The 25,121-nt window shown below is 45.0% G+C and carries 20 protein-coding genes; 8 read left to right on the forward strand and 12 right to left on the reverse strand.

What is annotated here, in order from left to right; genetic code table 11:
• Nucleotides 1-33: 33 nt before the first annotated feature.
• Nucleotides 34-453: a DoxX family protein gene (locus FFR00_RS01810; protein WP_137671647.1), complete on the reverse strand. Its 420-nt coding sequence runs from the start codon at nucleotides 451-453 to the stop codon at nucleotides 34-36.
• A gap of 138 nt (nucleotides 454-591) precedes the next feature.
• Between FFR00_RS01810 and FFR00_RS01815 the strand changes: the two genes are divergently transcribed.
• The 4 genes from FFR00_RS01815 (at nucleotide 592) to FFR00_RS01830 (ending at nucleotide 10,293) form a co-directional block, all read left to right on the forward strand.
• Nucleotides 592-1,467 (forward strand): LysR family transcriptional regulator, encoded by an 876-nt coding sequence (locus tag FFR00_RS01815; protein ID WP_137671648.1) that lies wholly within the window; start codon nucleotides 592-594, stop codon nucleotides 1,465-1,467.
• Between the two features lie 68 nt (nucleotides 1,468-1,535).
• Nucleotides 1,536-2,801: an L-methionine/branched-chain amino acid transporter gene (gene yjeH / locus FFR00_RS01820; RefSeq protein WP_161985069.1), complete on the forward strand. Its 1,266-nt coding sequence runs from the start codon at nucleotides 1,536-1,538 to the stop codon at nucleotides 2,799-2,801.
• An 870-nt stretch (nucleotides 2,802-3,671) separates the two neighbouring features.
• Nucleotides 3,672-6,884: a glycoside hydrolase family 48 protein gene (locus tag FFR00_RS01825; RefSeq protein WP_137671650.1), complete on the forward strand. Its 3,213-nt coding sequence runs from the start codon at nucleotides 3,672-3,674 to the stop codon at nucleotides 6,882-6,884.
• Between the two features lie 484 nt (nucleotides 6,885-7,368).
• Nucleotides 7,369-10,293 (forward strand): glycoside hydrolase family 48 protein, encoded by a 2,925-nt coding sequence (locus tag FFR00_RS01830; protein ID WP_137671651.1) that lies wholly within the window; start codon nucleotides 7,369-7,371, stop codon nucleotides 10,291-10,293.
• A 69-nt stretch (nucleotides 10,294-10,362) separates the two neighbouring features.
• On the opposite strand, the gene FFR00_RS01835 is transcribed toward FFR00_RS01830, so the two are convergent.
• Nucleotides 10,363-10,692, reverse strand: coding sequence for a hypothetical protein (locus FFR00_RS01835; RefSeq protein ID WP_137671652.1), 330 nt, complete (start codon nucleotides 10,690-10,692; stop codon nucleotides 10,363-10,365).
• 348 nt (nucleotides 10,693-11,040) lie between these two features.
• Here FFR00_RS01835 and FFR00_RS01840 point away from each other — a divergent pair, with 348 nt between their 5' ends.
• Nucleotides 11,041-11,673, forward strand: coding sequence for a glutathione S-transferase (locus FFR00_RS01840; protein ID WP_137671653.1), 633 nt, complete (start codon nucleotides 11,041-11,043; stop codon nucleotides 11,671-11,673).
• A 22-nt stretch (nucleotides 11,674-11,695) separates the two neighbouring features.
• On the opposite strand, the gene FFR00_RS01845 is transcribed toward FFR00_RS01840, so the two are convergent.
• Nucleotides 11,696-12,292 (reverse strand): TetR/AcrR family transcriptional regulator, encoded by a 597-nt coding sequence (locus tag FFR00_RS01845; protein WP_137671654.1) that lies wholly within the window; start codon nucleotides 12,290-12,292, stop codon nucleotides 11,696-11,698.
• A gap of 115 nt (nucleotides 12,293-12,407) precedes the next feature.
• Between FFR00_RS01845 and FFR00_RS01850 the strand changes: the two genes are divergently transcribed.
• Both FFR00_RS01850 and FFR00_RS01855 read left to right on the forward strand, forming a co-directional pair.
• Nucleotides 12,408-12,941 carry a dihydrofolate reductase family protein gene (locus FFR00_RS01850; RefSeq protein WP_137671655.1) on the forward strand — a complete coding sequence of 178 codons (534 nt, stop codon included), beginning with the start codon at nucleotides 12,408-12,410 and terminating at the stop codon, nucleotides 12,939-12,941.
• 137 nt (nucleotides 12,942-13,078) lie between these two features.
• The gene (locus FFR00_RS01855; protein ID WP_161985070.1) at nucleotides 13,079-13,861 is read left to right on the forward strand and encodes an ABC transporter substrate-binding protein; all 783 of its coding nucleotides are present in this window, start codon (nucleotides 13,079-13,081) and stop codon (nucleotides 13,859-13,861) included.
• Nucleotides 13,862-13,907: 46 nt separating this feature from the next.
• Here the strand turns inward: FFR00_RS01855 and FFR00_RS01860 are convergent, their stop codons facing one another.
• Genes FFR00_RS01860 through FFR00_RS01875 form a run of 4 tightly spaced genes read right to left on the reverse strand, consistent with a single transcriptional unit; the run spans nucleotide 13,908 to nucleotide 17,669 of the window.
• Complete coding sequence (locus tag FFR00_RS01860; protein ID WP_137671657.1) at nucleotides 13,908-14,405, reverse strand: protein disulfide oxidoreductase; 498 nt, start codon at nucleotides 14,403-14,405, stop codon at nucleotides 13,908-13,910.
• Nucleotides 14,395-15,201 (reverse strand): DsbA family protein, encoded by an 807-nt coding sequence (locus FFR00_RS01865; RefSeq protein ID WP_137671658.1) that lies wholly within the window; start codon nucleotides 15,199-15,201, stop codon nucleotides 14,395-14,397. The genes FFR00_RS01860 and FFR00_RS01865 overlap by 11 nt, the downstream gene beginning before the upstream one ends.
• A 4-nt stretch (nucleotides 15,202-15,205) precedes the next feature.
• Nucleotides 15,206-17,281 (reverse strand): protein-disulfide reductase DsbD domain-containing protein, encoded by a 2,076-nt coding sequence (locus FFR00_RS01870; protein ID WP_137671659.1) that lies wholly within the window; start codon nucleotides 17,279-17,281, stop codon nucleotides 15,206-15,208.
• Between the two features lie 43 nt (nucleotides 17,282-17,324).
• Entirely contained in the window at nucleotides 17,325-17,669 is a 345-nt protein-coding gene (locus FFR00_RS01875; protein WP_137671660.1) for a hypothetical protein, read from the reverse strand.
• Between the two features lie 216 nt (nucleotides 17,670-17,885).
• Here FFR00_RS01875 and FFR00_RS01880 point away from each other — a divergent pair, with 216 nt between their 5' ends.
• On the forward strand, nucleotides 17,886-18,827 hold the full coding sequence (locus FFR00_RS01880; protein ID WP_137671661.1) for a GlxA family transcriptional regulator: 942 nt from the start codon (nucleotides 17,886-17,888) through the stop codon (nucleotides 18,825-18,827).
• A gap of 43 nt (nucleotides 18,828-18,870) precedes the next feature.
• On the opposite strand, the gene FFR00_RS01885 is transcribed toward FFR00_RS01880, so the two are convergent.
• The 5 genes from FFR00_RS01885 to FFR00_RS01905 form a co-directional block, all read right to left on the reverse strand.
• A complete protein-coding gene (locus FFR00_RS01885; protein WP_137671662.1) occupies nucleotides 18,871-20,907 on the reverse strand; it encodes a methyl-accepting chemotaxis protein in 2,037 nt (678 codons plus the stop codon).
• Between the two features lie 307 nt (nucleotides 20,908-21,214).
• Entirely contained in the window at nucleotides 21,215-21,682 is a 468-nt protein-coding gene (locus FFR00_RS01890; protein ID WP_137671663.1) for a DUF302 domain-containing protein, read from the reverse strand.
• 110 nt (nucleotides 21,683-21,792) lie between these two features.
• Nucleotides 21,793-22,605 carry a hypothetical protein gene (locus FFR00_RS01895; protein ID WP_137671664.1) on the reverse strand — a complete coding sequence of 271 codons (813 nt, stop codon included), beginning with the start codon at nucleotides 22,603-22,605 and terminating at the stop codon, nucleotides 21,793-21,795.
• On the reverse strand, nucleotides 22,598-23,161 hold the full coding sequence (locus FFR00_RS01900) for an RNA polymerase sigma factor (protein ID WP_161985071.1): 564 nt from the start codon (nucleotides 23,159-23,161) through the stop codon (nucleotides 22,598-22,600). Before FFR00_RS01900 ends, FFR00_RS01895 begins: the two co-directional genes overlap by 8 nt.
• Before the next feature lie 13 nt (nucleotides 23,162-23,174).
• Nucleotides 23,175-24,983, reverse strand: coding sequence for a VWA domain-containing protein (locus FFR00_RS01905; protein ID WP_137671666.1), 1,809 nt, complete (start codon nucleotides 24,981-24,983; stop codon nucleotides 23,175-23,177).
• Nucleotides 24,984-25,121: the final 138 nt, after the last annotated feature.

Below are 25,121 nucleotides of genomic sequence, written 5' to 3' on the forward strand. Positions count from 1 at the left end.
TTGTGGTTTTTACGATTGAATCGGTGAGTCGGGCTAAGCACTCGCGGTGTTGTTATATAGGACTTTAGGTTTTAAGGTATAAGCACCATCGCCTAGCAGTATTTGCGCAAATGAAGCCATCACGAGAAATAGCGGATACTCCCAGCCACCGCCTTGGTTTGAAAACGACCAACCATTGCCAGCATGAGCAAAAAACAAAGCACCTAATAACACTGGCAGCAATCCCGCTGTAACCACACGAGTTTTTACCCCCAGCAATAGCGCTATACCGCCCAGCAACTCAGCAGCAATGGTTAAATAAGCAAGCGCACCCGGTAAACCTAATGAGCTAAAAAACTGGGCTGTGCCCGCAGGAGTAAACACCGCAATCTTTAACCATGCGTGAGATAAAAACATCACCGCTAAACTGATGCGTAATAAAGTGCCAGCGTATAAGGCTTGTTTGTTATCCATTGTTACTCTCCTAGTGACTTTGATTAAGGCCAAACCAAGTGGCTGGCGTAAAGAAAGTATCGTCCCGCTTCCACTCGTAAACAATAGCCATTACAATCGACACATTGTTTACTATTTGTATACAGTCAAGGCGAACGAATGAATCACTTAGCGTTATTTTCTAGTTTTGTTGCGGTGGTAGAACACGGCAGTTTTACTCAAGCCGCCCAACACTTAGGCAAAACCAAAGCGATAGTCAGTCGGCAAGTTAGCCAACTAGAAGCGCAGCTCAATAGTCGCTTAATTAGCCGAACCACTCGTGCTTTGTCGATTACCGAATCGGGTAAAGAGGTCTATCAACGGGCTAGAGCTATTCTTGAGCAAGTGGACGATTTGAGCCAATACAGCCAACAACAAAATGAGCAATTGTCGGGACGGTTACGCTTAAGTGCGCCGCAAACTTTTGGCGAGCTAAACCTAATGAAAATACTGCCCAGCTTTATGCAAAAGCACCCTCAGCTAAAAGTAGAGTTGGTGCTAAATGACCGCTATGTAGACATTGTTGAAGAAGGCTTCGACCTCGCCATACGTATTGGCCAATTAGACGATTCAAATTTGATTGCGCGAAAGATTGCCAGCTACCAACAAGTACTCGTCGCCAGCCCTAAATTTGTAACAAAGCACCAAGTGACTCACTTCGAGCAGCTATCTACCCTTGCCTGCATCGTAGACAGCAACCGCCGAGGTGGGAACAAATGGCAGTTTACCCGCCAAGGTTCAATACACAGTGTAAAAGTGAATCCGCAACTCAATGTAAACAGTGCCTTAGCAGCAGCTGTTGCAGCCGAGCAAGGTTTAGGTATTTGTCTGTCACCGGCATTTGCCGTGCAACAGCAACTCACCAACGGCAGCTTAGTGAGCCTGTTTGATGACTACCTCAACGACGGCATTGGTGTGTATGCTATTTACCCACATCGCCAATATCTCACCAAAAAAGTGAGCGCTTTTATTAACCATTTACAGCAGCACTTCTAAAGCATGGTTATTAACAAAGTACTTTGTTAAATTAGCATTCTGCAAGATACAGTGATTAAGGATTAATCTTGGCTCAAGGGCGTTTATCGGTAATTCAAGGAGCCAGCTTATTAGTCTCGGCACTGCTTGGCTCTAGTGTACTCATTATCCCTGCCCTCGCCGCCGATCAATCGGGAGCGTACTCTTTATTAGCGTGGGTAATCATGATTATTGCCATGTTGCCGGTAGTATTTACCTTTGCTGCATTAGGCAAACGTTACCCACACGAAAGCGGCACCGCCTATTACGTTAAACAAGCTTTTGGCGAAGACGCTGCCAAGGCGATTGGCTGGGTCTATTTGTCCATCGCCCCCATCGGCCCTCCGGTAGTATTTATTGCCGGCGCCAGCTACTTTGGACAAGTGTTTGGAGGGCTTGGCCTGCCCTTAATCTACTTAGAACTCGCCATGCTAGCGCTAGTTTTTTGTATGAACCTAGCCCGTATAGAAACCTCTGCTAAAGTACAGTCTTTGCTAAGCCTTGCCTTAATTGGCACCATTTTGTTTATTTGTTTTAAGGTGATGAGCACTCAGCCTTTCCCACGCGAACAATTTACGCATGCTGGTTTTTCTTTACACTCGCTGGGCCAGTCAATGGCACTAATGTTTTGGTGTTTTGTTGGCATAGAAGCCATTTGCCATGTGGCCAAGCAGTTCAGTAACCCCGAACGTGATTTTGCTAAGTCGGTATTGCTGGGCGTAGGCAGTGCGGCATTTGTGTATGTGCTGGTTAGTTATGCGGTAGTCGTTATGCATGCCTATGGCAGCGAGCAACAAAACCTGCTTTCTATTACCCATATCGCCGCTTTATCTAGTGGAAAATGGGCGGCAAGTTTAGTGGCTGCGGTAGGATTTTTCGGCTGCTTTTGTGCGGTCAACCTCTATGTCATCAGCTTTGCTAATATGCTTTACAGCACGGCTGAGGAAAAAGGCAATCAACACCCTTTAAGAATATGCAGCGCCAACGGCTCACCAATTGTCGCTACTTGTATTGTAACTGCGTCAATTGCCTTAGTGTTGATTGCTCGAGATTATTGGGATTTCTCTTTCGCCTATTTGTTGGAATACGCCAATGGCTTATTCGTAGTGATTTATTTGGCCGCTGCCTTAGCGGGTGTAAAATTGCTAAAAGGAGCAATGCGTTACGCGGCAGGCTTTTCAGCACTATTCTGTGGCCTTATATTATTGGTTATAGGCAGCAGCGGCTTGCTATGTTTAGCTGTATTCGCAGCGGCATTTTTCGCGTTTAAATTGCGAAAGCTAGCCTGGTTAAATAACCGAGCCTTACCTAAATAAACTTCATATATTGGTTTCGCCGTAAACACTGCCCTAAACTAAGCCAATTCAATACTGCGCTACTTTATCTACTTCAATCTACCCAAGTTCATTTGGCCCACCGCCTAAGCAAAATAAGCCTCACCATTGTCGCCAATTTAAGACAGCACTATCGCCTTAAAAACAGATAACTGACCAAAATCGTTTACAGCCCAGTCTATTCCTAGCTAGGTACAAACATTTAGCCTGTCTCAATAAGGAGACAGTTTATTTGACAAAAATGCATAAATATCATTTAATAGCTACACTTACATTAACGGTTTATTCGCTTTTTTAGCGCGAAATGTTCACATAGAGGAACACTTAAACACCTATCGAAATGATCATAAATGGTTAATTTTATTACAATAAATGTTAATAAAAGCTACTTTTAAGTCATAAGTTAATATTTATAACAGCAGTAATTATTGTATAAATCTGCTAAATAATTGATATTCACGGCAACACTCAATCCGATCAAAATCACATATTTATGCAATCCAGCATGAAACCGCAAGCTAAATCCGTTCTATTTTTAATCATTCGCTGTTCTAGATCACACCTAAAGATTTGGTAACAAAATCAACTATAGATATTTTTGTTATTTAATTTAAACCTTTAGCCGCGGGTTTATCGTGCAATCAGTTGGTTAGGTGTTTACTCCCCTGTGAAAAAAGTAACACGCCCAAGCTAACCAAAGGATTGGCGATGAACTCTGCTTTACCGAGCTGTATACATAATTGTTGCAAAGTGAAGCGGCTATAAAGCCCCACACAGCAACAGTGACCAATGTGTTCTAAAGGTGACAGCGACGCCCTTGCAAAGGGCTTCTTTTTTAAAATGGAGTTTACAATGCAATTTGCTAAACGTTTGGGTTTGAACCATCAGCATGGTTTAAATCAAGCTACAGGATTAATACAACGCTCTAAACTAACCACTGCAATTCTTAGCGCACTGATTGGTGTTAGCTTTTCTGGTATTGCTAACGCCTCAGTGTATGAGGATCGCTTTGCCGAGATTCGTGATGAGATTTATGCCCCTGAAAACGGCTATTTAAGTGCTGATGGAGGCCCTTATCACTCTGTTGAAACGTTTATTATTGAAGCACCAGATCATGGGCACGAGTCAACTTCAGAAGCCTACTCTTACATACTGTGGTTAGAAGCCGTTCACGGTAAAATTACCGGTGACTGGGAGCCTCTAATTAAAGCCTGGGATCTTATCGAAGAACAAATTATCCCTACGTCTGAAATGCAACCTACTGCAGATAAGTATGCCAACGGTAAAGCGACTTATGTTCCAGAAGGGCCATTGCCGTCAAGCTATCCACTACCACTTACTAATGGCGCAGCGGTTGGTGAAGATCCTATTAGTGCTGGTTTAGCCTCTACTTACGGTACTTGGGATGTATATGGTATGCACTGGTTGTTAGACATGGATAATGTTTATCAATACGGTAATTTAGGCGACGGAACCTCAACGCCTTCATACATCAATACCTTCCAACGTGGTGAGCAAGAGTCTGTATGGGAAACTGTTCCTCACCCTTCGTGGGAAGACTTTAGCTGGGGCGGAGAATACGGCTTCTTAGATTTATTTGTTGCCGAGTCTCAAGCACCTGCTAAACAATGGCGTTACACCAACGCTCCTGATGCCGATGCTCGTGCTGTACAAGTAATGTACTGGGCACTGCAATGGATGAAAGAACGTGGCCAAGATCCTGAAGTAGTTGCGCCTGGCTTAATGGCCAAAGCGGCTAAAATGGGTGATTACCTGCGCTTAGCCATGTTTGATAAGTACTTCAAAAAAATTGGTTCTCAAGACGAACAAGGTAGTGCTGGCCAGGGTTATGACTCTGCTCACTACTTAATGTCTTGGTACTACTCTTGGGGCGGCCCAATCGATACCTCAGCCAACTGGGCTTGGCGAATTGGTTCAAGCCACATTCATTTTGCTTACCAAAACCCAATGGCCGCTTACGCGCTATCTCAAATTGCTGAACTGCAGCCAAAAGCGCCTAACTCTGTGCAAGATTGGGACACCGGCTTAGAACGCTCTCTAGAATTCTTCCAGTGGACACAATCAGCCGAGGGTGCATTCTCTGGCGGTGCAACCAACAGCTGGAATGGCAAGTACGACACATACCCTGCCGATCGCGCTAACAATACCTTCTACGGTATGGCATACGATGAAAACCCAGTATATGAAGATCCAGGTTCAGGTACTTGGTTTGGCTGGCAAACATGGGGTGTTGAGCGAGTCGCTGAGTACTACTTCATTACGGGTGAGAAACGCGCCAAAGACATTCTAGACAAATGGGTAGCTTGGGTACTAAACGCTACACCAGAAAAAGGCCTGCCAGTTCTAGACTTTAGTGATAACGATGTAAAACTGGCCGCTACACTGGCCTTCTCTGGTATACCAGAAAAATGGGATCCAGCTAATCCTAAAGCTAACAACGACTTACATGTAGAAGTTATTGATCACGGACAAGACGTTGGAGTTGCCCACAACTTGGCTAAAACTCTGATGTACTACGCTGCAGCAGAAGAAAAACACCAAGGTGATGTTCACCAAGGAGCTAAAGATGCGGCTCAGATGATCTTGGACCGTTTTTGGGCTAACCACCGCACTGATAAAGGCGTTTCGGCACCTGAAACTCGTGGTGACTACCCTGAGCGTATTAACGAGCCAGTATTCTTCCCTGCGGGTTGGACTGGTAAGAATGCAGTAGGCGCAGACTTAAACGCTGATACAACGTTCTCAAGCATGCGTCCATTCTATGATAGTTCGGATCCTGGTTATCAAGAGCTACAAAACGCCATGGCCGAAGGTCGCGATCCAACTTATACCTATCACCGTTACTGGGCACAGGTAGATGTTGCAACAGCAAACGCCTTGTATTCTGAATTGTTCCCTGAAGCTGACTGTGCCGATGGTTGCGCACCAACAGCTAAAGATATAGCGGTTAAAACCTCAGTAGGTACGCCAGCTAGCATTACCTTAGAAGGCAATGACAGCAACGGCACTATTGAAGCTTACAGCTATACTCAGCCAGCGAATGGCACAGTAAGTGGCAATGGTAAACAAGTCACTTACACGCCACAAAGTGGTTTTGTAGGGGTAGATAGCTTTACCTATACAGTAAGCGATGATGAGCAACTTAGCTCTGCACCAGCTACGGTGACGATTAGCGTTGAAGATCTTAACAGCAACGTTCCACCAGAAGCCTGTTTTACCGCTACTCCAAGCAGCGCAATGGTAGGTGACATCATCAACTTCGAAGCAAGCTGCTCAAGTGATGCTAATGACGATACCTTAACTTACAGCTGGGCCTTTGGCGACGACAGCAACGGCAGTGGTGCGTCAATTAAGCATAGCTATACAATGGCGGGTACTTACGATGCGATGTTAACGGTAAATGACGGTAAAGGTGGTGTAGATAGCACCAACGTGACCATTACCATTGAAGAGCCTGCCGGTAACTTACCACCAGAAGCTTGCTTTAGCGCTACACCAAGCAGTGCCAACATTGGTGACGCTATCAGCTTCAAAGCAAGCTGTTCAAGCGATGCTGATAACGACACGCTAAGCTACAGCTGGGCCTTTGGTGATAACAGCAAGGGCACTGGTGCTTCTGCTCAACATAGCTACACCCAAGCGGGTCGCTATAATGCGGTATTAACCGTAGATGACGGCCAAGGTGGTGTGGATACCGCGAGCAAAACCATTACTATTGCTGATGCGCCAGTATCAAGTGCAAGCTGTAAGTACGAAGTTCAAAACCATTGGAACGCTGGTTTTGTGGCTAAAGTAACCATTACCAACAACGGCAACGAAGTGATTGATGGTTGGGATGTAAGCTGGAACTACGCTGATGGCTCAGAAATGAGCAACGGTTGGAATGCTAACTTTAGTGGTAGCAACCCATACTCAGCCAGCTCACTAAATTGGAATTCAAAAATCCAACCGGGTCAATCGGTAACCTTTGGCCTGCAAGGTAATAAAGCTGTATTTAACGGTCCTGCTCCTGTAGCAACCGTAACCGGTGCAGTGTGTAACTAGATCCACCGTTCGTTTTATAATCCGTAAGTAAAGGAGGCCTCGCGCCTCCTTTTTTGTATTTAATCTCCGCTAATCACGTTTAGCTGCCTAAGCAAGTTCTCATTTTCTGAGGCATTTGCCTGAAATATCCCCGCTAAATTTCTTACCGTTCTTTTAGTTTGTGCTTCGCTCACAGTTCTAATTTTTATTGTGTAAATACAAAATAAAAATAAAAAAGGTGAATTATACCTTTATTCGCATGGGGGAATTATGTGATTAGTCAATACCGTGAGGGCGCAATTTGCCGCAAAGACTTCGCCGGAGAGCGAACACTAGCCTAGCTCACAAATAAGTTGAATAAACATACATGCATAGCAAATGGTAAATAGCTAGCGAACGAAGAATACAGCTTTTAGCGCAGAGCTGCCCAGCCACGACTCGCCTGCTATTGATAATACTCAACTCATCTACACGATGAGTATTTTCACATGAAACGGAGATTCACATGTTTTTATCTAAAACATCTAGCAAGCAGTCCAAGCTGGCTAAAAGCAAAATTAAACGCCCCTCTTTACGCCTATCTATTGCCGTTGCACTTGCTACAGCAGGTTTAAGTAGCGTGGCAAATGCAGGGGTATATCAAGATAGATTTACCGAAATGCGTAACGAGATCTATAATCCCGAAAATGGCTACTTAAGCGCTGACGGCGGCCCTTACCATTCTATCGAAACCTTTATTATTGAAGCGCCAGACCATGGCCATGAGTCAACCTCAGAAGCCTACTCATACATCCTGTGGTTAGAAGCAGTGCACGGTAAAATTACCGGTGATTGGCAACCACTAATCGACGCTTGGGAAATCATTGAAACCCAAATTATTCCTACTTCGGCCATGCAGCCAACGGCAGCAAATTATGCATCAGGCAAAGCCACTTATGTGCCAGAGGGACCATTACCGTCCAGTTATCCACTGGCGCTTGATTCAGGCGCAGCAGTGGGTGAAGACCCCATTAGTGCTGGGCTAGCAAGCACCTACGGAACCTGGGACGTATACGGTATGCACTGGCTACTGGATATGGACAATACCTACAAATATGGCAACTTAGGCGACGGCGTCTCTACCCCTTCTTACATCAATACCTTTCAACGTGGCGAGCAAGAATCGGTGTGGGAAACTGTCCCCCACCCGTCTTGGGAAGAGTTTAAGTGGGGTGGCCAGTACGGCTTTTTAGATTTGTTTGTGTCGGAGCCGCAAGCACCTGCTGCGCAGTGGCGTTACACCAATGCACCCGATGCCGATGCACGTGTGGTACAAGTTATGTACTGGGCACTGCAATGGATGAAAGACCAAGGTGTAGACCCAGAAGTAGTGGCGCCTGGCTTAATGGCTAAAACCTCAAAAATGGGCGACTACCTGCGTTTAGCCATGTTTGATAAATACTTCAAAAAAATTGGCTCACAAGATGAACAAGGTAGCGCAGGCACTGGCTATGATTCTGCCCACTATTTAATGTCGTGGTATTACTCTTGGGGCGGCCCAATTGATACTAGCCAGAACTGGGGCTGGCGCATTGGCTCTAGCCATATTCACTACGCCTACCAAAACCCTATGGCTGCGTACGCACTATCTCAAATCCCAGAGCTAAAACCACTGGCTCCTAACTCGGTAGAAGATTGGACGGTAGGTTTAGAGCGCTCTCTCGAGTTTTTCCAATGGACTCAATCGGCAGAAGGTGCATTTTCTGGCGGGGCAACCAATAGTTGGAACGGCACTTACTCTACTTATCCGATAGAGCGCCAAGACGCGACCTTCTACGGCATGGTGTACGACGAAAACCCAGTGTATGAAGATCCAGGTTCAGGCACGTGGTTTGGCTGGCAAGCATGGGGTACCGAGCGCGTAGCCGAGTACTACTACATTACTGGCGAAACCCGTGCTAAAGCGATTATGGATAAATGGATTGGCTGGATCCTAGATAGCACTCCAGCTACAGGCTTAGCAGTACTCGACTTTAGCAATAACGATGTTAAGTTGGCTGCTGGCCTCGAATTTAGCGGCTTACCAGAAAAATGGGACCCAGCAAACCCACAAGCTAATACCAACTTACACGTAACGGTGACGTCGCAAAACCAAGATGTAGGTGTAGCTCACAGCTTAGCTAAAGCCTTGATGTATTACGCGGCCGCTGAAGAAAAACACCAAGGGCAAGTTCACCAAGGTGCTAAAGATGCTGCTCAGAATATCTTAGACAGATTTTGGGCAAACCACCGCACCGACAAAGGGGTATCAGCACCTGAATCACGCGGCGATTACCGAGACAGAATTAACGACCCGGTATACTTCCCTGCAGGCTGGAGCGGCGTAAATGCAGTAGGCGCAGACCTAAACGCAAACACTACTTTTAGCAGTATGCGTCCTTTCTATAACGATACCGATCCAGGTTACGTTGAATTACAAAATGCGATTAGCGAAGACCGCGACCCAACATACACCTATCACCGATACTGGGCACAGGTTGACGTAGCTACAGCCAATGCTCTATTTGAGGATTTGTTCCCGATAAGCTGTGATGTGAACTGCCCACCAACGGCTAAAGATATTAGCGCCAGCACGAATATTGACACGCCTGCCAGCATTACCTTAGAAGGTAGCGACAGCAACGGTAGCATTGTTAGTTACAGCTACAGCCAAGCCAGCAATGGCGTGGTAAGTGGTACTGGTCCGCAAGTAACTTACACGCCTAATACTGGCTATGTGGGAGTGGATAGCTTTACCTATACGGTTACCGATGATGAGCAGCTTACCTCAGATCCAGCAACGGTGACGGTAACGATAGAAGACCCAAATAGTAACTTTCCTCCAGAAGCATGTTTTACCGCAACACCAACCTCAGCGTATGTTGGTGACCCTGTGGCCTTTGATGCTAGCTGCTCAAGCGATGCAGATGGCGATACCCTTAGCTACAGCTGGGCGTTTGGTGATACCAATACCGCCACTGGAGTCAATGCAAGCAACAGCTATCAGGCAGTGGGAAGCTACAGCGCAATGCTTAGTGTTGATGATGGTAAAGGCGGTGTAGATACCACGAGCAAAACCATCATCGTAAGCGAAGCACCTGTAGTCGCTAATTGTACGTACACCATCGACAACGAATGGGGCTCTGGTTTTGTTGCAAATATTACCATTGCTAACAATACAAGCTCAGTGATTAACTCATGGGATGTAAACTGGAGCTATAGTGACGGCTCAACCATGAGCAACGGATGGAATGCCACCATCAGCGGTGCAAACCCATACAATGCAGTAGCACTAGCATGGAATGGCCAAATACAACCTGGGCAATCTGTTACCTTTGGTTTGCAAGGCAATAAAGGCGTAGCCAACGCCCCCGCCCCAATCCCAACAGTAACTGGCTCAGTTTGTAACTAAGTCGCTCCTACTTAAAGAACCATAAAAAAAGGAGGCTCAGCGCCTCCTTTTTCTTTTAGCCGATATAGCTTAGTAATGAGTTAAAGCGTAAGCGAGTGAACGACCACTACGGCAATCTTCAACATCAGTTCCATAACCAACTAGTACTGTTGCATTGGTTGTTTTTGCTGATAAAAGAGTTGTATAAAATCGTTCTGTCATCGCATCATCCATTAACGAATCAACAATGAAGTAATCATAATCACAAGCCGTGTCAGGGTGGTCGTTTAACTTGAAGTAAATAGTGCTGTTGTTATAAATCTTTACCCATTGAATCGTTGAGGTAACGTTAGCGGTGTACGCAGCATTAGATGAAAAAGAGAGGGTAAAAAGAGCAACAAACGCAAAAATAAATTTCATGTACTTTCCTAGTTCAATCAATTGAGACATCTGTAAACGAGCTTACAAACGTAAATGTAAGAAAGGTTCCTAAAGAACTTTCTCACTCCATTTTTTCTAGCGGTAGAAAAAATAATATTAAATCAAATCTTTATCAACACCCTTTAGCTACGAATGAGACAAAATTGCGTTTAAATAAAACCGCAAGTTCACAATTAACCCATTCTCGCTATTTTTTACCGCTTGAATAAACACCTTTTCATCAACCACTGCGAAAATTAATAAAGAAATAACAGACCAAGCAACACTTGCCAGCTAAAGAGCAACTGGGTATGGTCAGCCCAACAGAACCTAAACTAAACATCTCTTATGCCTGCCACTTTCTATTCTTTTCGCCGTTGTCCTTATGCAATGCGCGCCCGCCTAGCCATTGCTATAAGCCAAACACCTGTGTTGCTCAGAGAAATACTGCTGAAAAACAAGCCAGAGGAAATGCTCGCGCTTTCACCCAAGGGCACAGTGCCCGTATTAAAGCTTGAAAACGGTGAAGTGATTGAAGAAAGCGTTGAGATTATGTTGTGGGCACTTGAACAAGCCGATCCACAAGCATGGCTTTCTCCCAATCACAACAAAATGCTGCAATGGGTAGAAGAGAACGACGGACAATTTAAAACTGCACTCGATAAATACAAATACGCGGTGCGCTTTCCCGAACAAAGCCCCGAAGACTACCGCCAGCAAGGCGAGCTGTTTTTACTAAAAATGGAACGACAACTTAGCCAAAGTCGCTACCTAATGGGCGAGCAATTAAGCCTCGCAGATATGGCCTTATTACCTTTTATTCGCCAGTTTGCCTCGGTAGATTTACAGTGGTTTGAGCAAGCCCCCTACCCACAGCTACAAGCTTGGTTAAAGCAGTTCATTGATTCGGCATTGTTTCGTTCAATCATGCAAAAATACCCGACCTGGTTAGACAGCCAACAAGAAGTGAGCTTCCCTTAAGGGGGATTATTCAGCAATTAATTTAACCAGTCGATTTAGCTGCTAGCGCGTCAACAAAAAATGCCATCACCTTGTCGTCTACTCGCATGGTTAGAGGGTCTTCGGTCTTGTTGCAACTTACTGCTAAAGCAAAACCATGTAGGTAATCCACCAATAAATGCAATGCTTGCTCTATATGTTCTTGGCTAAGGTTCAGCGGCCTTAATATCAAACTAAAACGCTGGCTAAATAACTCTGCAGGGCCATGTGTTTTCATCGACAGCAAAGTAGTCAATAAACCCGCATTTTGTTGTAACAGCAGTAAATAGCTTTCACATAAACGTGTTAACTCCCACTTCCAGAAGTGATTACTTAGTGGATCCAACTCAGAGGCTTGCGGCTGATAAATGCCTTCAATCAAGGTCAGCGTTAACGCTTCTAACAAGGCGTTTTTATTATCGAAATAGTAATAAATAGCCATTGGGTCAACCTGTAAAGCTGCGGCTAGCTGCCTTATGCTAGGCACTTTACCAGACTCTTGCTGTAACGCTGTTGCCTGCAACAAAATCTTCTGCTTTGTCAGTGAGTTGGCATTTTGCTTAGGCCTGCCACGCTGTTTTTGCTTGACCACTTTAGTCATTATTCGTTAACCTACACATATAATTCTACAGTGTAGAATTATATGTGTAATACACGCTATTTCAAGCGTTAGACGCACTCACTTAAAGATCTTTTTGATTATCGGGAGCAATTAAATGTCGAATATCGTATACATCGCAGTCAGCCTAGATGGCTTTATCGCCGATAAAAATGATGGTTTAGAGTGGTTAGAAAGCGTGCCAAACCCAGAAGGGATGGACTTAGGTTACAACGCATTTATTGAAAGTATTGATGCTTTAGTCATGGGCAGAAACACCTTTGAAAAGGTAATCAGCTTTGATTGTGAATGGCCTTACAGCAAACCAGTAATGGTATTAAGTAACAGCCTAAAAAAATTACCAGAAGGGTTTACAGGCGATGTGCGGCTAATGAACGGTGAGCTAACAACTCTAGTAAATCAGCTTAATCAACAGGGTTTCAATAACTTGTATATTGATGGAGGACTTACCATTCAGCAGTTTTTAGCTCAAGACCTCATCGACGAACTTATTCTTACGCGCTTTCCTATGCTTTTAGGTGGAGGCGCCCCTCTGTTTGGTGACCTACCTAGCATCAAACGCTTCAAGCACCAAAAAACTACTGTATTGCTAGACCAACTAGTTCAAAGTCACTACGTTCGAGAGCCGTAATTTGGCTCAGCAACTTTGTTCAGATCTATATCGCTATTATTTAATTACATAATAAACACACTATCACTAAACGCTAATTGCTGCTTTAATAAACAATGAAATGGATTTCGCTAGTCTCCCTAAACTAAGGATTGGGTTTGCTTATTTCTCAGTACTTTCGCCGATTAATATTTGCAGGCTGTGTGGGCCTAGGAGTGTTATCTACGCCCCTTAAAAGTGCAGAACTGATCACTCTTACTAATAGTGAGTGGCCACCCTTTACCTCTAAACACCTTCCTCACCAAGGTTTTTACTCTGAGATAGTTCGTCAAGCCTTTGCCTTAGAGGGTTACCAAGTTGAATACCAATTTTTACCGTGGGCACGCGCTTACATGTACGTGAAACAAGGAGAGGTAGATGGCTCTTTAACCTGGGCTAAAACCGAGCAAAAAGAGCAAGAAGTGCTGTTTAGTGACCCGGTATTTTGGCACACAAAGGTATTTTTTCATCTCAGCAGTGAGCCATTTGAATGGCAAAATATAAGCGATTTACATGGATATAGAATTGGCGCGACCGAACTCTATACATATGGTCATGCCTTTGACTCTGCGGCTAAAAATGAAGAGATTAATGTAGAATATGTCTCTTCGGATTTGCTTAACTTTAAGAAAATGCTGCTTGATAGAGTTCAGCTGTTTCCTTCCGACATCATGGTGGGAAAAACACTCATTCAACAACACTTTACCGCGGAACAAGCCGCTCTGTTTACCTACCATCCTAAGTCGGTACAACAAACCTATACCCATGTGATTTTCTCAAAGAAAAATAGTGAGCGAAATCAACTGCTATTAGCTGCATTTAACCGTGGCCTCGCTAAGTTAAAAAGCTCTGGCCGTTATCAACAAATTGTAGATAACGCGACTTTAGACACACTAGAATAGGAAAAGCCACAACGCTAGATGTGGCTTTTCTCTCGTTTCAATACAGTTAAGACACCAGCATGCGCCACCACATTCCTGGCAACGTGGTAAAGCCAGCAGTGTAGTGTTTCAGTTCGCCGTCTTTTATCACCATCAAAGTGGGTGTTACACCAACGCCCCATAGCGACCCCAACTGCCCTTGCGGGTCATTAACTACGTTAAATTGATAGTCATGATGGTTTAAGTAGGCTTGCACCTTGCTTTGATTACCAGAGCGTAACGCCACCGTAACCACGTTAAAGTGATTAGCCATGGTGTTTACCGCAGGGCTAACAAAGTTGCATACACCACACCAAGAGCCCCAAAAATATACCAGTACCGGTTCATTTTCGCTTAATGCATGTAAATCAATCGACTCGCCATTAACACCTTGAGCACTTAGCTGAGGCAGCTGACCTTCTGGCAGATCTTGTGAGCGCCAAAGGTCTACACCAATGCTTATCACCGTAACAAAAAACAGTAGCGATATAAGTTGTTTAAAGGCGCTCCAAATCTTATTCGCCATGTGTTTGCTCCTTAGTATTTAGCTCAGCGTCAATTGCCTGCTTTATTTGCTCGTAAGCCACCAAACCGGGTATCACATCGTTGGAGAAAACCAAACTTGGCGTACCACCAATGCCTAATTGCTCCATTAATCGAATATTGCCATCGAGAATCTGTTTTACCAGAGCATTTTGTTTAGAGGCTTCGAGTGACTTTTCACTGCTCGTTAGTTTAGCGACTTTGGCGATAGACTCACTGGTCAAACGGCTTGGGCTAGCCATTAGCTTGTTATGTAAAGCCATAAACTGTTGCGGTTGTTCTAACCAAAGAGTTTGAGCAAACATTGCCGCTTCTTCTGAGCTTGGGCCCAATACCGGTACCATTTTAATCACCACCCGCAGTTGCGGATATTCTTCAACTAATTTGGCCAGCGAAGGTTCTACTCGCTTACAGTAAGGGCAGTTAAAATCGGTAAAATAGGCAATGGTAATACTCGGCTTATCGCTGCCCATCCAAGGGTCATTGGGGTTATTAAACAAATGGTCTGCTTGTTGTTGAATGACGCCTTTTACACCTAATTGCTGTTGCTGCTCTTGATATGCTTGAAAGGCGATAATCGCATCACGCAGTATCTCTGGATCCTCTACCATCGCATCGCGGATAAGTAGCTTAAGCTCGGCACGTTGTTCATCACTAAAGCTCGATGTTTCAGCATTTACTTGTGCACTGTTGAATGCTAAAAATACTAGGCTGATCAGCAAAAAAGCCGCCTTATTCATCGTTGCTTTAATGATGGAAATAGTGATTGAAGTCATCATAGATTTACTCCTGAATTCGAATAGCAGAGCCAGCAGCTTGAGCGAACGCTTGCTCTATGGCTTGGTGGCTTAATATAACGGGAAGTGCGATACCTTGTGGAGCCGCAGGGCCATAAACAATGTTAAATGGCACGCCAAAGCGCTGATAGCTTTGCAAAAATGTACTCACCTGATTAGAAGGCTTGGTCCAGTCGCCTTTCACTAAGCGGGTCGAAGGCTGCTTTAATAAGCTATAAGTAGGGTTTTGTAATATCACCCCTACTTTATTGGCTTTACAGGTAATGCACCAGTCGGCGGTGACGTCTACAAACACAACGTTTCCCTGCTTAACCTGCTCAGCAATATTGCTTTGTTGTAAAGGCTGCCAGACTAAATCGGTAGGCAAGGCTTTAGCCCACCGCTCACTGGTTAAGGCACCAAGTAAAGCGACACCACCGCCTAACAAGACCATTGAACTTAAACTAATCAGCAGTACTTTTGCGCCATGCTGTTTAGCTAAAATCAAAACAAATACCAACAACAGCAAAGTCACAACAGCAAGCAATATTGGCGTTGCTACATAGTTTGCCAATAGACTAACTAGCCATAAACAGGTGAGCAGCAGCATTAGTGCAAAAATTAGCTTCACTGTGCCCATCCATTTACCGGGCTTTGGCAGCGCTTGAGCTAAACGAGGAAAAGCAGCGACCAATAACCAAGGCAAGGCCATACCTAATGCTAAGGCTGTAAATATCACCAATAAGCTCGTGGTGTCGGCGCCTAATGCAAAAGCTACCGCAGTGCCTAAAAATGGCGCACTGCATGGCGTGGCTAGCAAGGTAGCAAACATGCCCTGTAAAAAGTGCCCTAAGTAGTTGTTGTCGCCGCTGGTGGCTAAGCGAGTCTGCCAAGAAGAAGGTAAACTAATGTCAAAAGCACCGAGCATGTTTATAGCAAACAAGCCTGTCACCAGTACCATGAAAGCAATAAACCAAGGCTGCTGAAACTGCACGCCCCACCCCACGGCTTGGCCACTAAACTTAAGTAACAATACAAAGCCCGCCAACAGCCAAAACGACGCCACAATACCCGCGGCAGACGCCACAAATTGACGGCGAATGTGTGCCTGTTGTTGATGAGGTGCAGCAATCACCGAGCTAAGCTTCATGCCAAGTACCGGTAATACACAGGGCATAATGTTCAAGATTATGCCGCCCAATAAGGCAAACGCCAACAACTTAAACCAAGAAACAGATTCAAGCATTACTGCGCCAGCTTGTACTGTTGCGTGATATTCATAAGCGTGCTGCTTATCAAATACACTTACCTTGAGCGTATTACCCAATAGTTCTGGCTCACCAAGCCAGTTTTCGCCATTGAATATGGCGCTCAGGCCATTGGCACTTTGTTCTAACTGCAACAACTTAAAGGTGGTATCAGGGTCACCGTCCACCAGCACAGTAGGTTGTTGCCAATCTACGCCTTTGGCCAAATTTACTTGCAGCCGTTGCTGATTTGCATCCCAAATAAACTCACTGTTATTCCCACTCACTACCTGTGGAACCGCTACCTTGGCCTTGTTGTATAAATACATGGCTTCGCTGTCTACCCGTAGCTGTTCAGGAATAAAATCTAAGCTGAAGGGATAGTCGGTAAGCACACATACATTGGTGCACGTAGATAAGGTAAGAACCCCTTGCAACTTAGTGGCTTGGGTTAAGGAAGCCACAGTCAGTAATAGCGGGAAATCAACACTATGCTGATAACCGTAAGTTTCTAGACCTAGCAATGAATAACGCTGTGGAACTGGCCACAACCATTCAGCCGATTCGAAATTGCTCGAACCTTGCCAATCAATGCTAGGAGCAACACCACCCTCACCAGGTGAGCGCCAATAGGTTTTCCAATCGTCTTCCAACTTAACTTGCAAAACCGCAGGTAAACGCTGGGTTGCGGCGTCTAACTCGCCGGTAAGCATAAGCCGTACTTGAGCAGGGGGATGTTGAGGTGAGCTAAGCCAAGCAGTACTTTGAGCAAATACCATGGTAGAAAACGCCAAGCTAAACAGCAGCATTAGTCGTAATAAAATGTTCAATATCATCTCCAAAAATGAAAAAAGTAAACGCGAGAGAAAGCGTTCAGTTTTATTCTCGAAAATGACACTGGCTACAATACAGCCGTCGCGGAGGAGGAATAGTGGGTTTAGCAAAAGGCAGTGTATAGCCTGCACTCTGGGCAGCCAAAGTTGCGAAGGCCAAAAACAACACCACCACAAATACTTGCTCTACATTTTGTTGCTGCTGTAAAACGTGCTCGCTAAGTTGACAACCTTCATTAATAACAAGCCCACCAGCAAGCTCTTCACTCGCCACATGTGCTTGTGGACACGTTACCTTAAGCCCGATGTTTTTCGCCACGCACACGCTTAACATTACTGCGAGCAGTAATAGGCTTACGGTGGCTTTAAACTGTTCTTGTTTAAACAACATAGTTTGGACTAATAAGGCAATAGCAAGTGAGTACTTATACCAACATTGGTTTTCAAGTAAAGCTGTAAGTAATACAGCAACAAACTATAAGACCGGGAAACCCGCATTTTATTCCCAGAGAAATGCAACTTCGTAGTTTACCAATGGTCGAAGCTAGGTGTTTGTTCTATAAGACCTTCGTCCTCAAAACATACTAAATGTGAGTAAGCTTTTACCATGACTACATCAACGTCTATTACTGTTATTAATTATCCGGGAGCATTACAATCAGCAGTGTTTGGCCTTCAAGAAATGCTTAGCTTAGCCAACGATATAACGGAATCAATGCAGCATAACCACCGCTTTACCTGCCAACAGCTTACACCAGAACAATGTACAGATAAGGTTCCGCAAAAAGCGAACAACTCACAGCAAATCATTGTTGTGCCACCGAGCCTGAAAGATCAGTATTACTTAGCGCCTAGCCAAAACTTTATCAACTGGCTAAGCAAGCAACATCAACACGGGGTGCTGTTAAGTTCTGCTTGTGCTGGCGCATTTATTCTTGCCAAAACGGGTGTGTTAAAGCAGCGCACTGTAACTACTCATTGGGGCCTAGCCGATGAATTTGCTAAGCATTACCCAGATGTAAAACTGCAAAGTGACGCCATACTCATCAACGATGGAGATGTTATTACCGCAGGGGGCGTGATGTCTTGGTTAGATTTAGGCTTGGAGTTGGTTGCACAATGTACCCACCCAGGGATAATGCGCCAACTGGGTAAAAACATGGTGATTGATACTGGGCTGCGCGAGCAGCGTTATTATCAAAGTTTTAAACCTAGTTTCGAGCATGGCGATAATGACATCATTAAAGTGCAGCATTTTTTGCAGAGCCATTACCCCACATCAATCAACATTGCCCTACTTTGCCAACAGTGCTTTCTTACTGAACGTACCTTGTTACGCCGCTTTGTAAAAGCAACCGGCTTAAAACCTATTCAATATTTGCAAAAGTTAAGAGTGCAAAAGGCCTGCGAGTTAATTGAAAATAGTCAGCTTAAACTTGAGGCTATTGCGCTAAAGGTGGGTTACGAAGACCCAGGAGCGTTTCGAAAAGTGTTTATTAAAGTGATCGGCTTAAGCCCACGTGAGTTTCGTCGCCGCTTTAGCGGATAACAACATACTATCGCCAGCCACACTGACGATAGTATTAGTCGTGTTAACTAAATTGCGCCACCTGCTGGTGTAACTCTTGCGACAGATCTTGTAGATGAGTCGCACTATTTGCCGTTTGCGCCGCGGTAGTGCGGCTATCGCTGGTTAAGTTACTAATTTGAGAAGCATTAGCCGCAATTTCTTGTGATACTTGCGATTGCTGCTCAGTAGTCGCTGCAATGGTCACCGACTGACTGGCAATGCTCGCCACTTGCTCAGTAATGCCATTAAGTGCTTCGCCAGTTTGTGCGGCATGTTCGGTAAAAAACTCTCCGCGTTTTTGGCTTTCGCTCATCATTTTCACCGCGTTATTGGTGCTGTTTTGTAGTTTGCCAATAATGCCTTCGACTTCTTTCACCGATTCCTGAGTACGTTGTGCTAAGGTTCTCACCTCATCAGCAACCACCGCAAAACCACGGCCTTGTTCGCCAGCGCGAGCGGCTTCTATCGCGGCGTTTAAGGCCAACAAGTTGGTTTGGTCGGCAATATCGTTAATCATTCGAGTAACATCTTGAATATTGTTACTCTCTTGGCCCACTAGCTCAATGGCTTCAGCAGATGAATGCAGTTGTTGATTGAGCAAATCAATCTCATTCACCATGCGCTCAACCAGTTGTGCGCCCTCCTGAGTATTGTTGTCTGCCTCTCTCACACTCACCGCAATTTCCTCGACTTGCTGAGCTACAGAGGCCGCAGAAGACGACATTTCTTCAATCGCGGCAGCCACTTGGTCAACTTGTGCTTGCTGAGAGTCTAACTGGCCTAGGCTATGCTCAGCATCTTTATAAACACCGTTAGATTTACTCTGCAAATCACTGCTAGTTTCTCGAATACTGCTCACCAACACATTCAATTTGTTGGCCATCTCTTTTGCACCGGCACTAAGCTGCTCTACCTCATTGCTAGATTCTGCTCGGCCGCCTTGAAAGCTCACACTAATTTCGCCATTGCCCATGCGCTGCATGTTTTCACTTAATAACTCTAAGGGTCTGGTCATGCTTCGCAGTAGCATAGCCAAACCAATCAGCACCACCACCGCGACCGAAATAGACACCGCTACAATCAACCATAATAAATCGCTGCTCGCCTTAGTGATTTCACTAACAAAAGTGCCACCCAGTAGCTTCCAATTCCACCCATCCACTTCAGCAAATACTAGGTATTTCTCGCCGACTACACCTTGATATTCATAGGGATAAAACACGCTGCCAGAAGGTTCTTTAAAAATCGCTTTAAAGGGCTGATTACCTGCGTAATCTCTGCGGTCAATAATAGACTCGCCAGGCTTAACCGAAGGGTGCAATAAATAGTTACCCAGTAGGTGACTAGCATCGTTATCCACCACAATGGTATAGCCCGTATCGCCCCACTTAATCTTAGAGAGATTACTAAAAATCTCCTCAGTGGCTTGGTCAATCGGCACCCCAATAAAGCTTAGGGCTGCCACTTTTCCTTGATCATTTTTAATGGGGTAGTAATAGGTGAGGTAATCCTTACCAAATAGACTCACTTTGGCATGATAAGGTTGACCGCTGAGTAGCACCTTATAACCGGGATGATTAACGCCTAGTTTGGTCCCAACCGCTCGTTCGCCTTGGCTATCTTTCAACGAAGTAGACACTCGCACAAAATCATTGCCAGAGGCGCTAAACAGAGTAGCTACCGCATTGGTATCTCGCGTAAAACGGTCAACAAAACCGTTTGCGCCTATTAGCGACGCTCCGCGAATGTGAATGTCTTTAACGCTAGTAGATTCAAAGCTCACTTCACGGTTGGCAACGGTAACACCGTTCATGTAACCATTGCGAAATGTTGCCTCAAGATCGTGAGCCCGTTCAAGGTAACCATCAAATTGCCCAGCAACCATTGAAGCAACAGCGTTAACTTTAGACTGATGATCAACCATCGCCTGTTCAAACAAAGCTTTAGACGCTTTGTTGTATACCAGCGCCGCCATAACGCTCAGTCCGAGCAGAATAATCAATCCAATAATCAACTGTAGTTGTATTGAAATGCTTCGGCTCTTGAACCCATTAATCATATCTAACTCCCTTTGATGCTTATAAGCTGACAGTTTAGTCAACTAAATATCACTAGGGTTAATTTATTTAATTCAATTGATGATGTAAATGTCATATGAATGTGATGGGAGGCTTCTTTGTTTTACATCAATAAGTGCTTAAGGCAGGCATGAACCAAGGCCTATTACAATATTTAACTGGGAGGTAAAGCTCACAAAACAACCATTGATTTTTTTGTGAGCTTTCGAACTTTAAAACGAGTTTTAGGCTTAAATAGCGTAAGCAAAGCCTATCTTTTTGCTTACGCTTGCCAATTTACAGCAACAATTAATTAGCGGCGGCTTTAGAAATACCCGCTAGTGCTCCGCTAACTTTGCTTAACACCGCTTCACAACCTTGCATGTTGTGGCGCTTAGCCAAATACTGAGGATCGTTATAAGAAATCCACACTTTGCCTGCTTCATCTTGCCAAACTAAGGCTTTTTGCGGTAAATCTAAGGCCATTAACTGCTGACATTGCATTAACGGTGAGCCCACTTTGGGATTACCAAAAATCACTAATTCAGTATCTCTAAGCTCAATGCCTACCTTGGCTGCCCCGTCTGCATGTTTAATATGATTAAACACCGTCATGCCTTTTTTCTCGAGTATCTGCAGCATCCGTTCAGCGGTTTGGCTAACCGTGTGCTGGCTTGCAACATTAATCACGCCCTCGCTATTGGCAGTTGCCCCGCCTACAACTCCCGCAGCCGCAATACTAACAGCCAATATTAAACGTCGAATCATTCCTTTCATGAAACCTCCAAGATAATACCTACCACAAGCCAGCTATTTAGCTTGCTTAGCTCCTAAACCTTACTTAGCCAAGTCTAGTTCAGTTTTCACTTTTGCCAGCTAAGGCTAAATTAGGGCTGACAATTTCTCGTTAAACCACCCGGTATACGATAGCCTTCTTTGAAATTTCCGTCTGGGCTTTGCTGAGTCACTAACCAAGCCAAATCGTATTCGAATATCTGCCAAGTGCGCCCTTGCCACCTTATCTCTTGTAAGTCTTGCGGCTTAACAAGATCAGTTAGTTTTGCCAGGTCACTAGCCAATAGCGGTTTGAGTTGTTCTGCTTCAACACCTTGCAAGATGTTTTCAATACAGGAGCGCTGTTGCTCAGTGGCTTTAGCAGTAACTACACTAGCGGGCATTTGGGTAGAGGCGGCATCAAATAAAGCGCGTTCTTGAATTATCATCACTTGCTCAGGCACTTCCGCCGCCTGTCTTTTGGCTGTTTTGGTGCTGGGTTTGGCTTGCTGCTGGCGCGCCTTTTCTTCGCGTTTACGCGCTTCGGCCACCATAAACTCATGTTGTTTCCGTTTACTTTCAGATAAAGCCTCATCACTTTCGCTACGCGCTTCAAGCTGCGGAGCTTGTAGCAAACTCACATGGCTTTGATACTGTATTTCGCTAGGTGGCACACTCGTTTCACTAACCAGCCACCAGCCTAATACACCCACGCAGGCGAATGACGCAGCGCTAGCCCACCAAGGGGCACTCGCCCAAGAATAAGACTTAGCCTTTGGCTTTAGTGTTTCCGCCTGTTTTTTTGCCATCGCTTGAATGCGTTTATCAAGCAGCTCCGAGGGCTGAATATTCTCTGTTGCCTGCTGATAGATGGCATCTATCTCATCGTCGCTAGGGGTTGAATCTGTTGTCGGCTTATCAACCATGATGTTTCTCCCAGCATTCGCGAAGTTGTTGGTAAGCGACTCGAAGTCGGCTTTTTATCGCATCAAAAGAGGTTCCCAATACTTGACTCATTTCCGCTACCGCCAAGCCAGATTGTTTTAAACTAAATACCTCTTGCTGCTTTTGCGGTAATAAGGATACGCAACGCAGCAGTACTTGTTTATCCAAGCTCTGTTGATGCTCAGCTTCAGGGCTGGAGGCTGACACAAACTCATCAACATTTTGCTCAGCATCGTCAGTCTTGCGATCTTTGGCCCGCCAGTAATCAGCAATACGTCGCCGAGCAATGGTGTATAAAAATCCCCTAAAGTGCCGCGTAGGCACCTCACTGGCATTGTCTTGAATAGGCAGCTGATAGGCTTCCGCTTGGGTGATGATAACTTCCCACACCTCTTGAAATACTTCATTGCAGGCGGCCTCGGGCAGCTTTTGGTGAATAAACACAAACAAGGCTTTTCGGTAACGCTGATAGAGTTGGTCAAACGCGGCTAAGTTACCGCGCTGTCCATAATCAAGCATCAACTGTTCATCACTCATTGAGCTCATAGTGTTAGTTATTAATCCTTGCCGGTAAAGTAACGGGTAATGGCTGCACAGCGTACTCATGCTCTGGCAACTGCACAGGCTGAGGAGTATTGTTCTGCTGTGCTAAGGTATTGGTTAACCTTGCTAACTTAACAAACTCTGCGCGATAACCAAATTGGTCTTGGCCCTTGCCGCTGTTTGCCCATTCAATAATATCCTGATAAGCCAAATCATCAAGGTGTTCGCTAGCTCGGAGTTTTTGACCAAAGGCCGCGACTGCAATAGCAAATTGGTCGTCGGTGCTTAATTTATCAAAGTGAGTGAAGTCTTGGTTTTTCACCCGCTGAGTATATTTGTTGGAAGCCTCCGACTGGGCTTTTTTGTAACGAACCCTCACTTCAGCTAAGGCTTCATTTTTAGGTTTTACCGCCATTTTGTTTTGCTTTTGTTGCTGAAATACCAGTGGGTCAATTAAACCCGGCTTACCTACTGGAGTAATTTCGTAAATTGCGGTAACGCTATGGCCTGCCCCCATATCTCCGGCATCTTTCTGGTCGTTATTAAAATCAGCACTGTCTAGCTGGCGGTTCTCGTAACCCAACAAACGGTATTCAGACACCATGGTGGGATTAAATTCTACTTGAAACTTAACGTCGTGCGCCACGGTATACAAACTACTCCCTAGCTGATCAACCAGTAGTTTTTGCGCTTCGTGCAAGGTATCAATATAACCCGCTACCCCATTACCGTTATCCGCCAGCTGCTCCATAAGATGGTCGTTGTAATTGCCGGTGCCAAAACCAATGGTTGAGAACTGCACTCCAGCTTTGCGCTTTTGGCTAATCCTATGTTTAAGCTCGTCGATATCGGTAATGCCCACGTTTAAGTCACCGTCAGACATTAAATACACATGGTTGATTCCACCTTCAATAAAGCCTTGTTGCGCTTGGCTATAGGCCAATTCAATCCCCGCTGAACCGTTGGTTGAGCCACCGGCACTTAAACTATTAATGGCGTTTTCAATGGCATGCTTGTCACTCACTTTAGTTGCTGGCAAGGCCACACCAGTGCCACTGGCATAAGTCACAATGGCCACACTGTCATGAGCTTTAAGTTGATTAAGCATTAGCAACATTGATTGCTTAAGCAGTGGCAATTTTTCTTGAGACTGCATCGAACCCGATACGTCCACCAAAAACACCACATTAGCCGCCGGGCGAATGTCGGTATCGGGCTGGTAAGCACTAACACCAATGCGAATCAGTTGGTTGTGTTCATTCCATGGCGAAGCGGTTAGCAAAGTATCGATAGCAATCGGTTGCTCTTCACTAAGCTGCTGATTTGCTGATTGAGAGTAATCGTAAGAGAAGTAATTAATCAGCTCTTCTACCCGCACCGCATCTTTTGGCGGTAGTCGCCCATTATTAATAAAGCGACGCATGTTAGCGTAACTGGCGCTGTCTACATCGGCACTAAAGGTAGATACCGGTTGCTCGGCCACCGAGATAACCGCCAAGTTATCGAATTTTTGGTAGTTTTCGCTGTTTTGCACTTCATAATAAACCGCATCGTTTGCGTAGTGCGAAGCAAGGGCCATGTGAGATTGCTGAGCCACTCGCGTTCTTTTCTGGCTTTGCTCAAGCTTTGCAATCGGCTGCATAGGTTTAACTAAGGCCTGATGCTCTTGAATAGCGGGAGAAGTCGCAGGCGGTTGCTGGTTGGTTTGCGCTTGTTCTGCATCGCCAGTTTGGCCACAGGCGGTCAAGGCCGCGAGAGCGATGCCAATGGCAACAGAGCGAGCGACAGGCGAATAGGTGAAAGATAAGTTTTGCATTGTATGAATACCTTGTTGTGACGAATTAGGGTTTAAGACAATCTCAACGAAGTAATCGCAGCTAAAACAAAAGCGAGGCTAAATTAATTTAAAAAAATTTAAATATTTTTAAAGGCAGCAAAAATAGCGCCTTTATAA

It is taken from the genome of Agarivorans sp. Toyoura001, from assembly GCF_005405585.1.
GTDB lineage: Bacteria > Pseudomonadota > Gammaproteobacteria > Enterobacterales > Celerinatantimonadaceae > Agarivorans.

Coding starts and splice junctions, on each gene's coding strand:
- FFR00_RS01810 (WP_137671647.1), bottom strand. CDS start 453: ATGGATAACAAACAAGCCTTATACGCTGGCACTTTATTACGCATCAGT.
- FFR00_RS01815 (WP_137671648.1), top strand. CDS start 592: ATGAATCACTTAGCGTTATTTTCTAGTTTTGTTGCGGTGGTAGAACAC.
- FFR00_RS01825 (WP_137671650.1), top strand. CDS start 3,672: ATGCAATTTGCTAAACGTTTGGGTTTGAACCATCAGCATGGTTTAAAT.
- FFR00_RS01830 (WP_137671651.1), top strand. CDS start 7,369: ATGTTTTTATCTAAAACATCTAGCAAGCAGTCCAAGCTGGCTAAAAGC.
- FFR00_RS01835 (WP_137671652.1), bottom strand. CDS start 10,692: ATGAAATTTATTTTTGCGTTTGTTGCTCTTTTTACCCTCTCTTTTTCA.
- FFR00_RS01840 (WP_137671653.1), top strand. CDS start 11,041: ATGCCTGCCACTTTCTATTCTTTTCGCCGTTGTCCTTATGCAATGCGC.
- FFR00_RS01845 (WP_137671654.1), bottom strand. CDS start 12,292: ATGACTAAAGTGGTCAAGCAAAAACAGCGTGGCAGGCCTAAGCAAAAT.
- FFR00_RS01850 (WP_137671655.1), top strand. CDS start 12,408: ATGTCGAATATCGTATACATCGCAGTCAGCCTAGATGGCTTTATCGCC.
- FFR00_RS01860 (WP_137671657.1), bottom strand. CDS start 14,405: ATGGCGAATAAGATTTGGAGCGCCTTTAAACAACTTATATCGCTACTG.
- FFR00_RS01865 (WP_137671658.1), bottom strand. CDS start 15,201: ATGATGACTTCAATCACTATTTCCATCATTAAAGCAACGATGAATAAG.
- FFR00_RS01870 (WP_137671659.1), bottom strand. CDS start 17,281: ATGATATTGAACATTTTATTACGACTAATGCTGCTGTTTAGCTTGGCG.
- FFR00_RS01875 (WP_137671660.1), bottom strand. CDS start 17,669: ATGTTGTTTAAACAAGAACAGTTTAAAGCCACCGTAAGCCTATTACTG.
- FFR00_RS01880 (WP_137671661.1), top strand. CDS start 17,886: ATGACTACATCAACGTCTATTACTGTTATTAATTATCCGGGAGCATTA.
- FFR00_RS01885 (WP_137671662.1), bottom strand. CDS start 20,907: ATGATTAATGGGTTCAAGAGCCGAAGCATTTCAATACAACTACAGTTG.
- FFR00_RS01890 (WP_137671663.1), bottom strand. CDS start 21,682: ATGAAAGGAATGATTCGACGTTTAATATTGGCTGTTAGTATTGCGGCT.
- FFR00_RS01895 (WP_137671664.1), bottom strand. CDS start 22,605: ATGGTTGATAAGCCGACAACAGATTCAACCCCTAGCGACGATGAGATA.
- FFR00_RS01900 (WP_161985071.1), bottom strand. CDS start 23,161: ATGAGTGATGAACAGTTGATGCTTGATTATGGACAGCGCGGTAACTTA.
- FFR00_RS01905 (WP_137671666.1), bottom strand. CDS start 24,983: ATGCAAAACTTATCTTTCACCTATTCGCCTGTCGCTCGCTCTGTTGCC.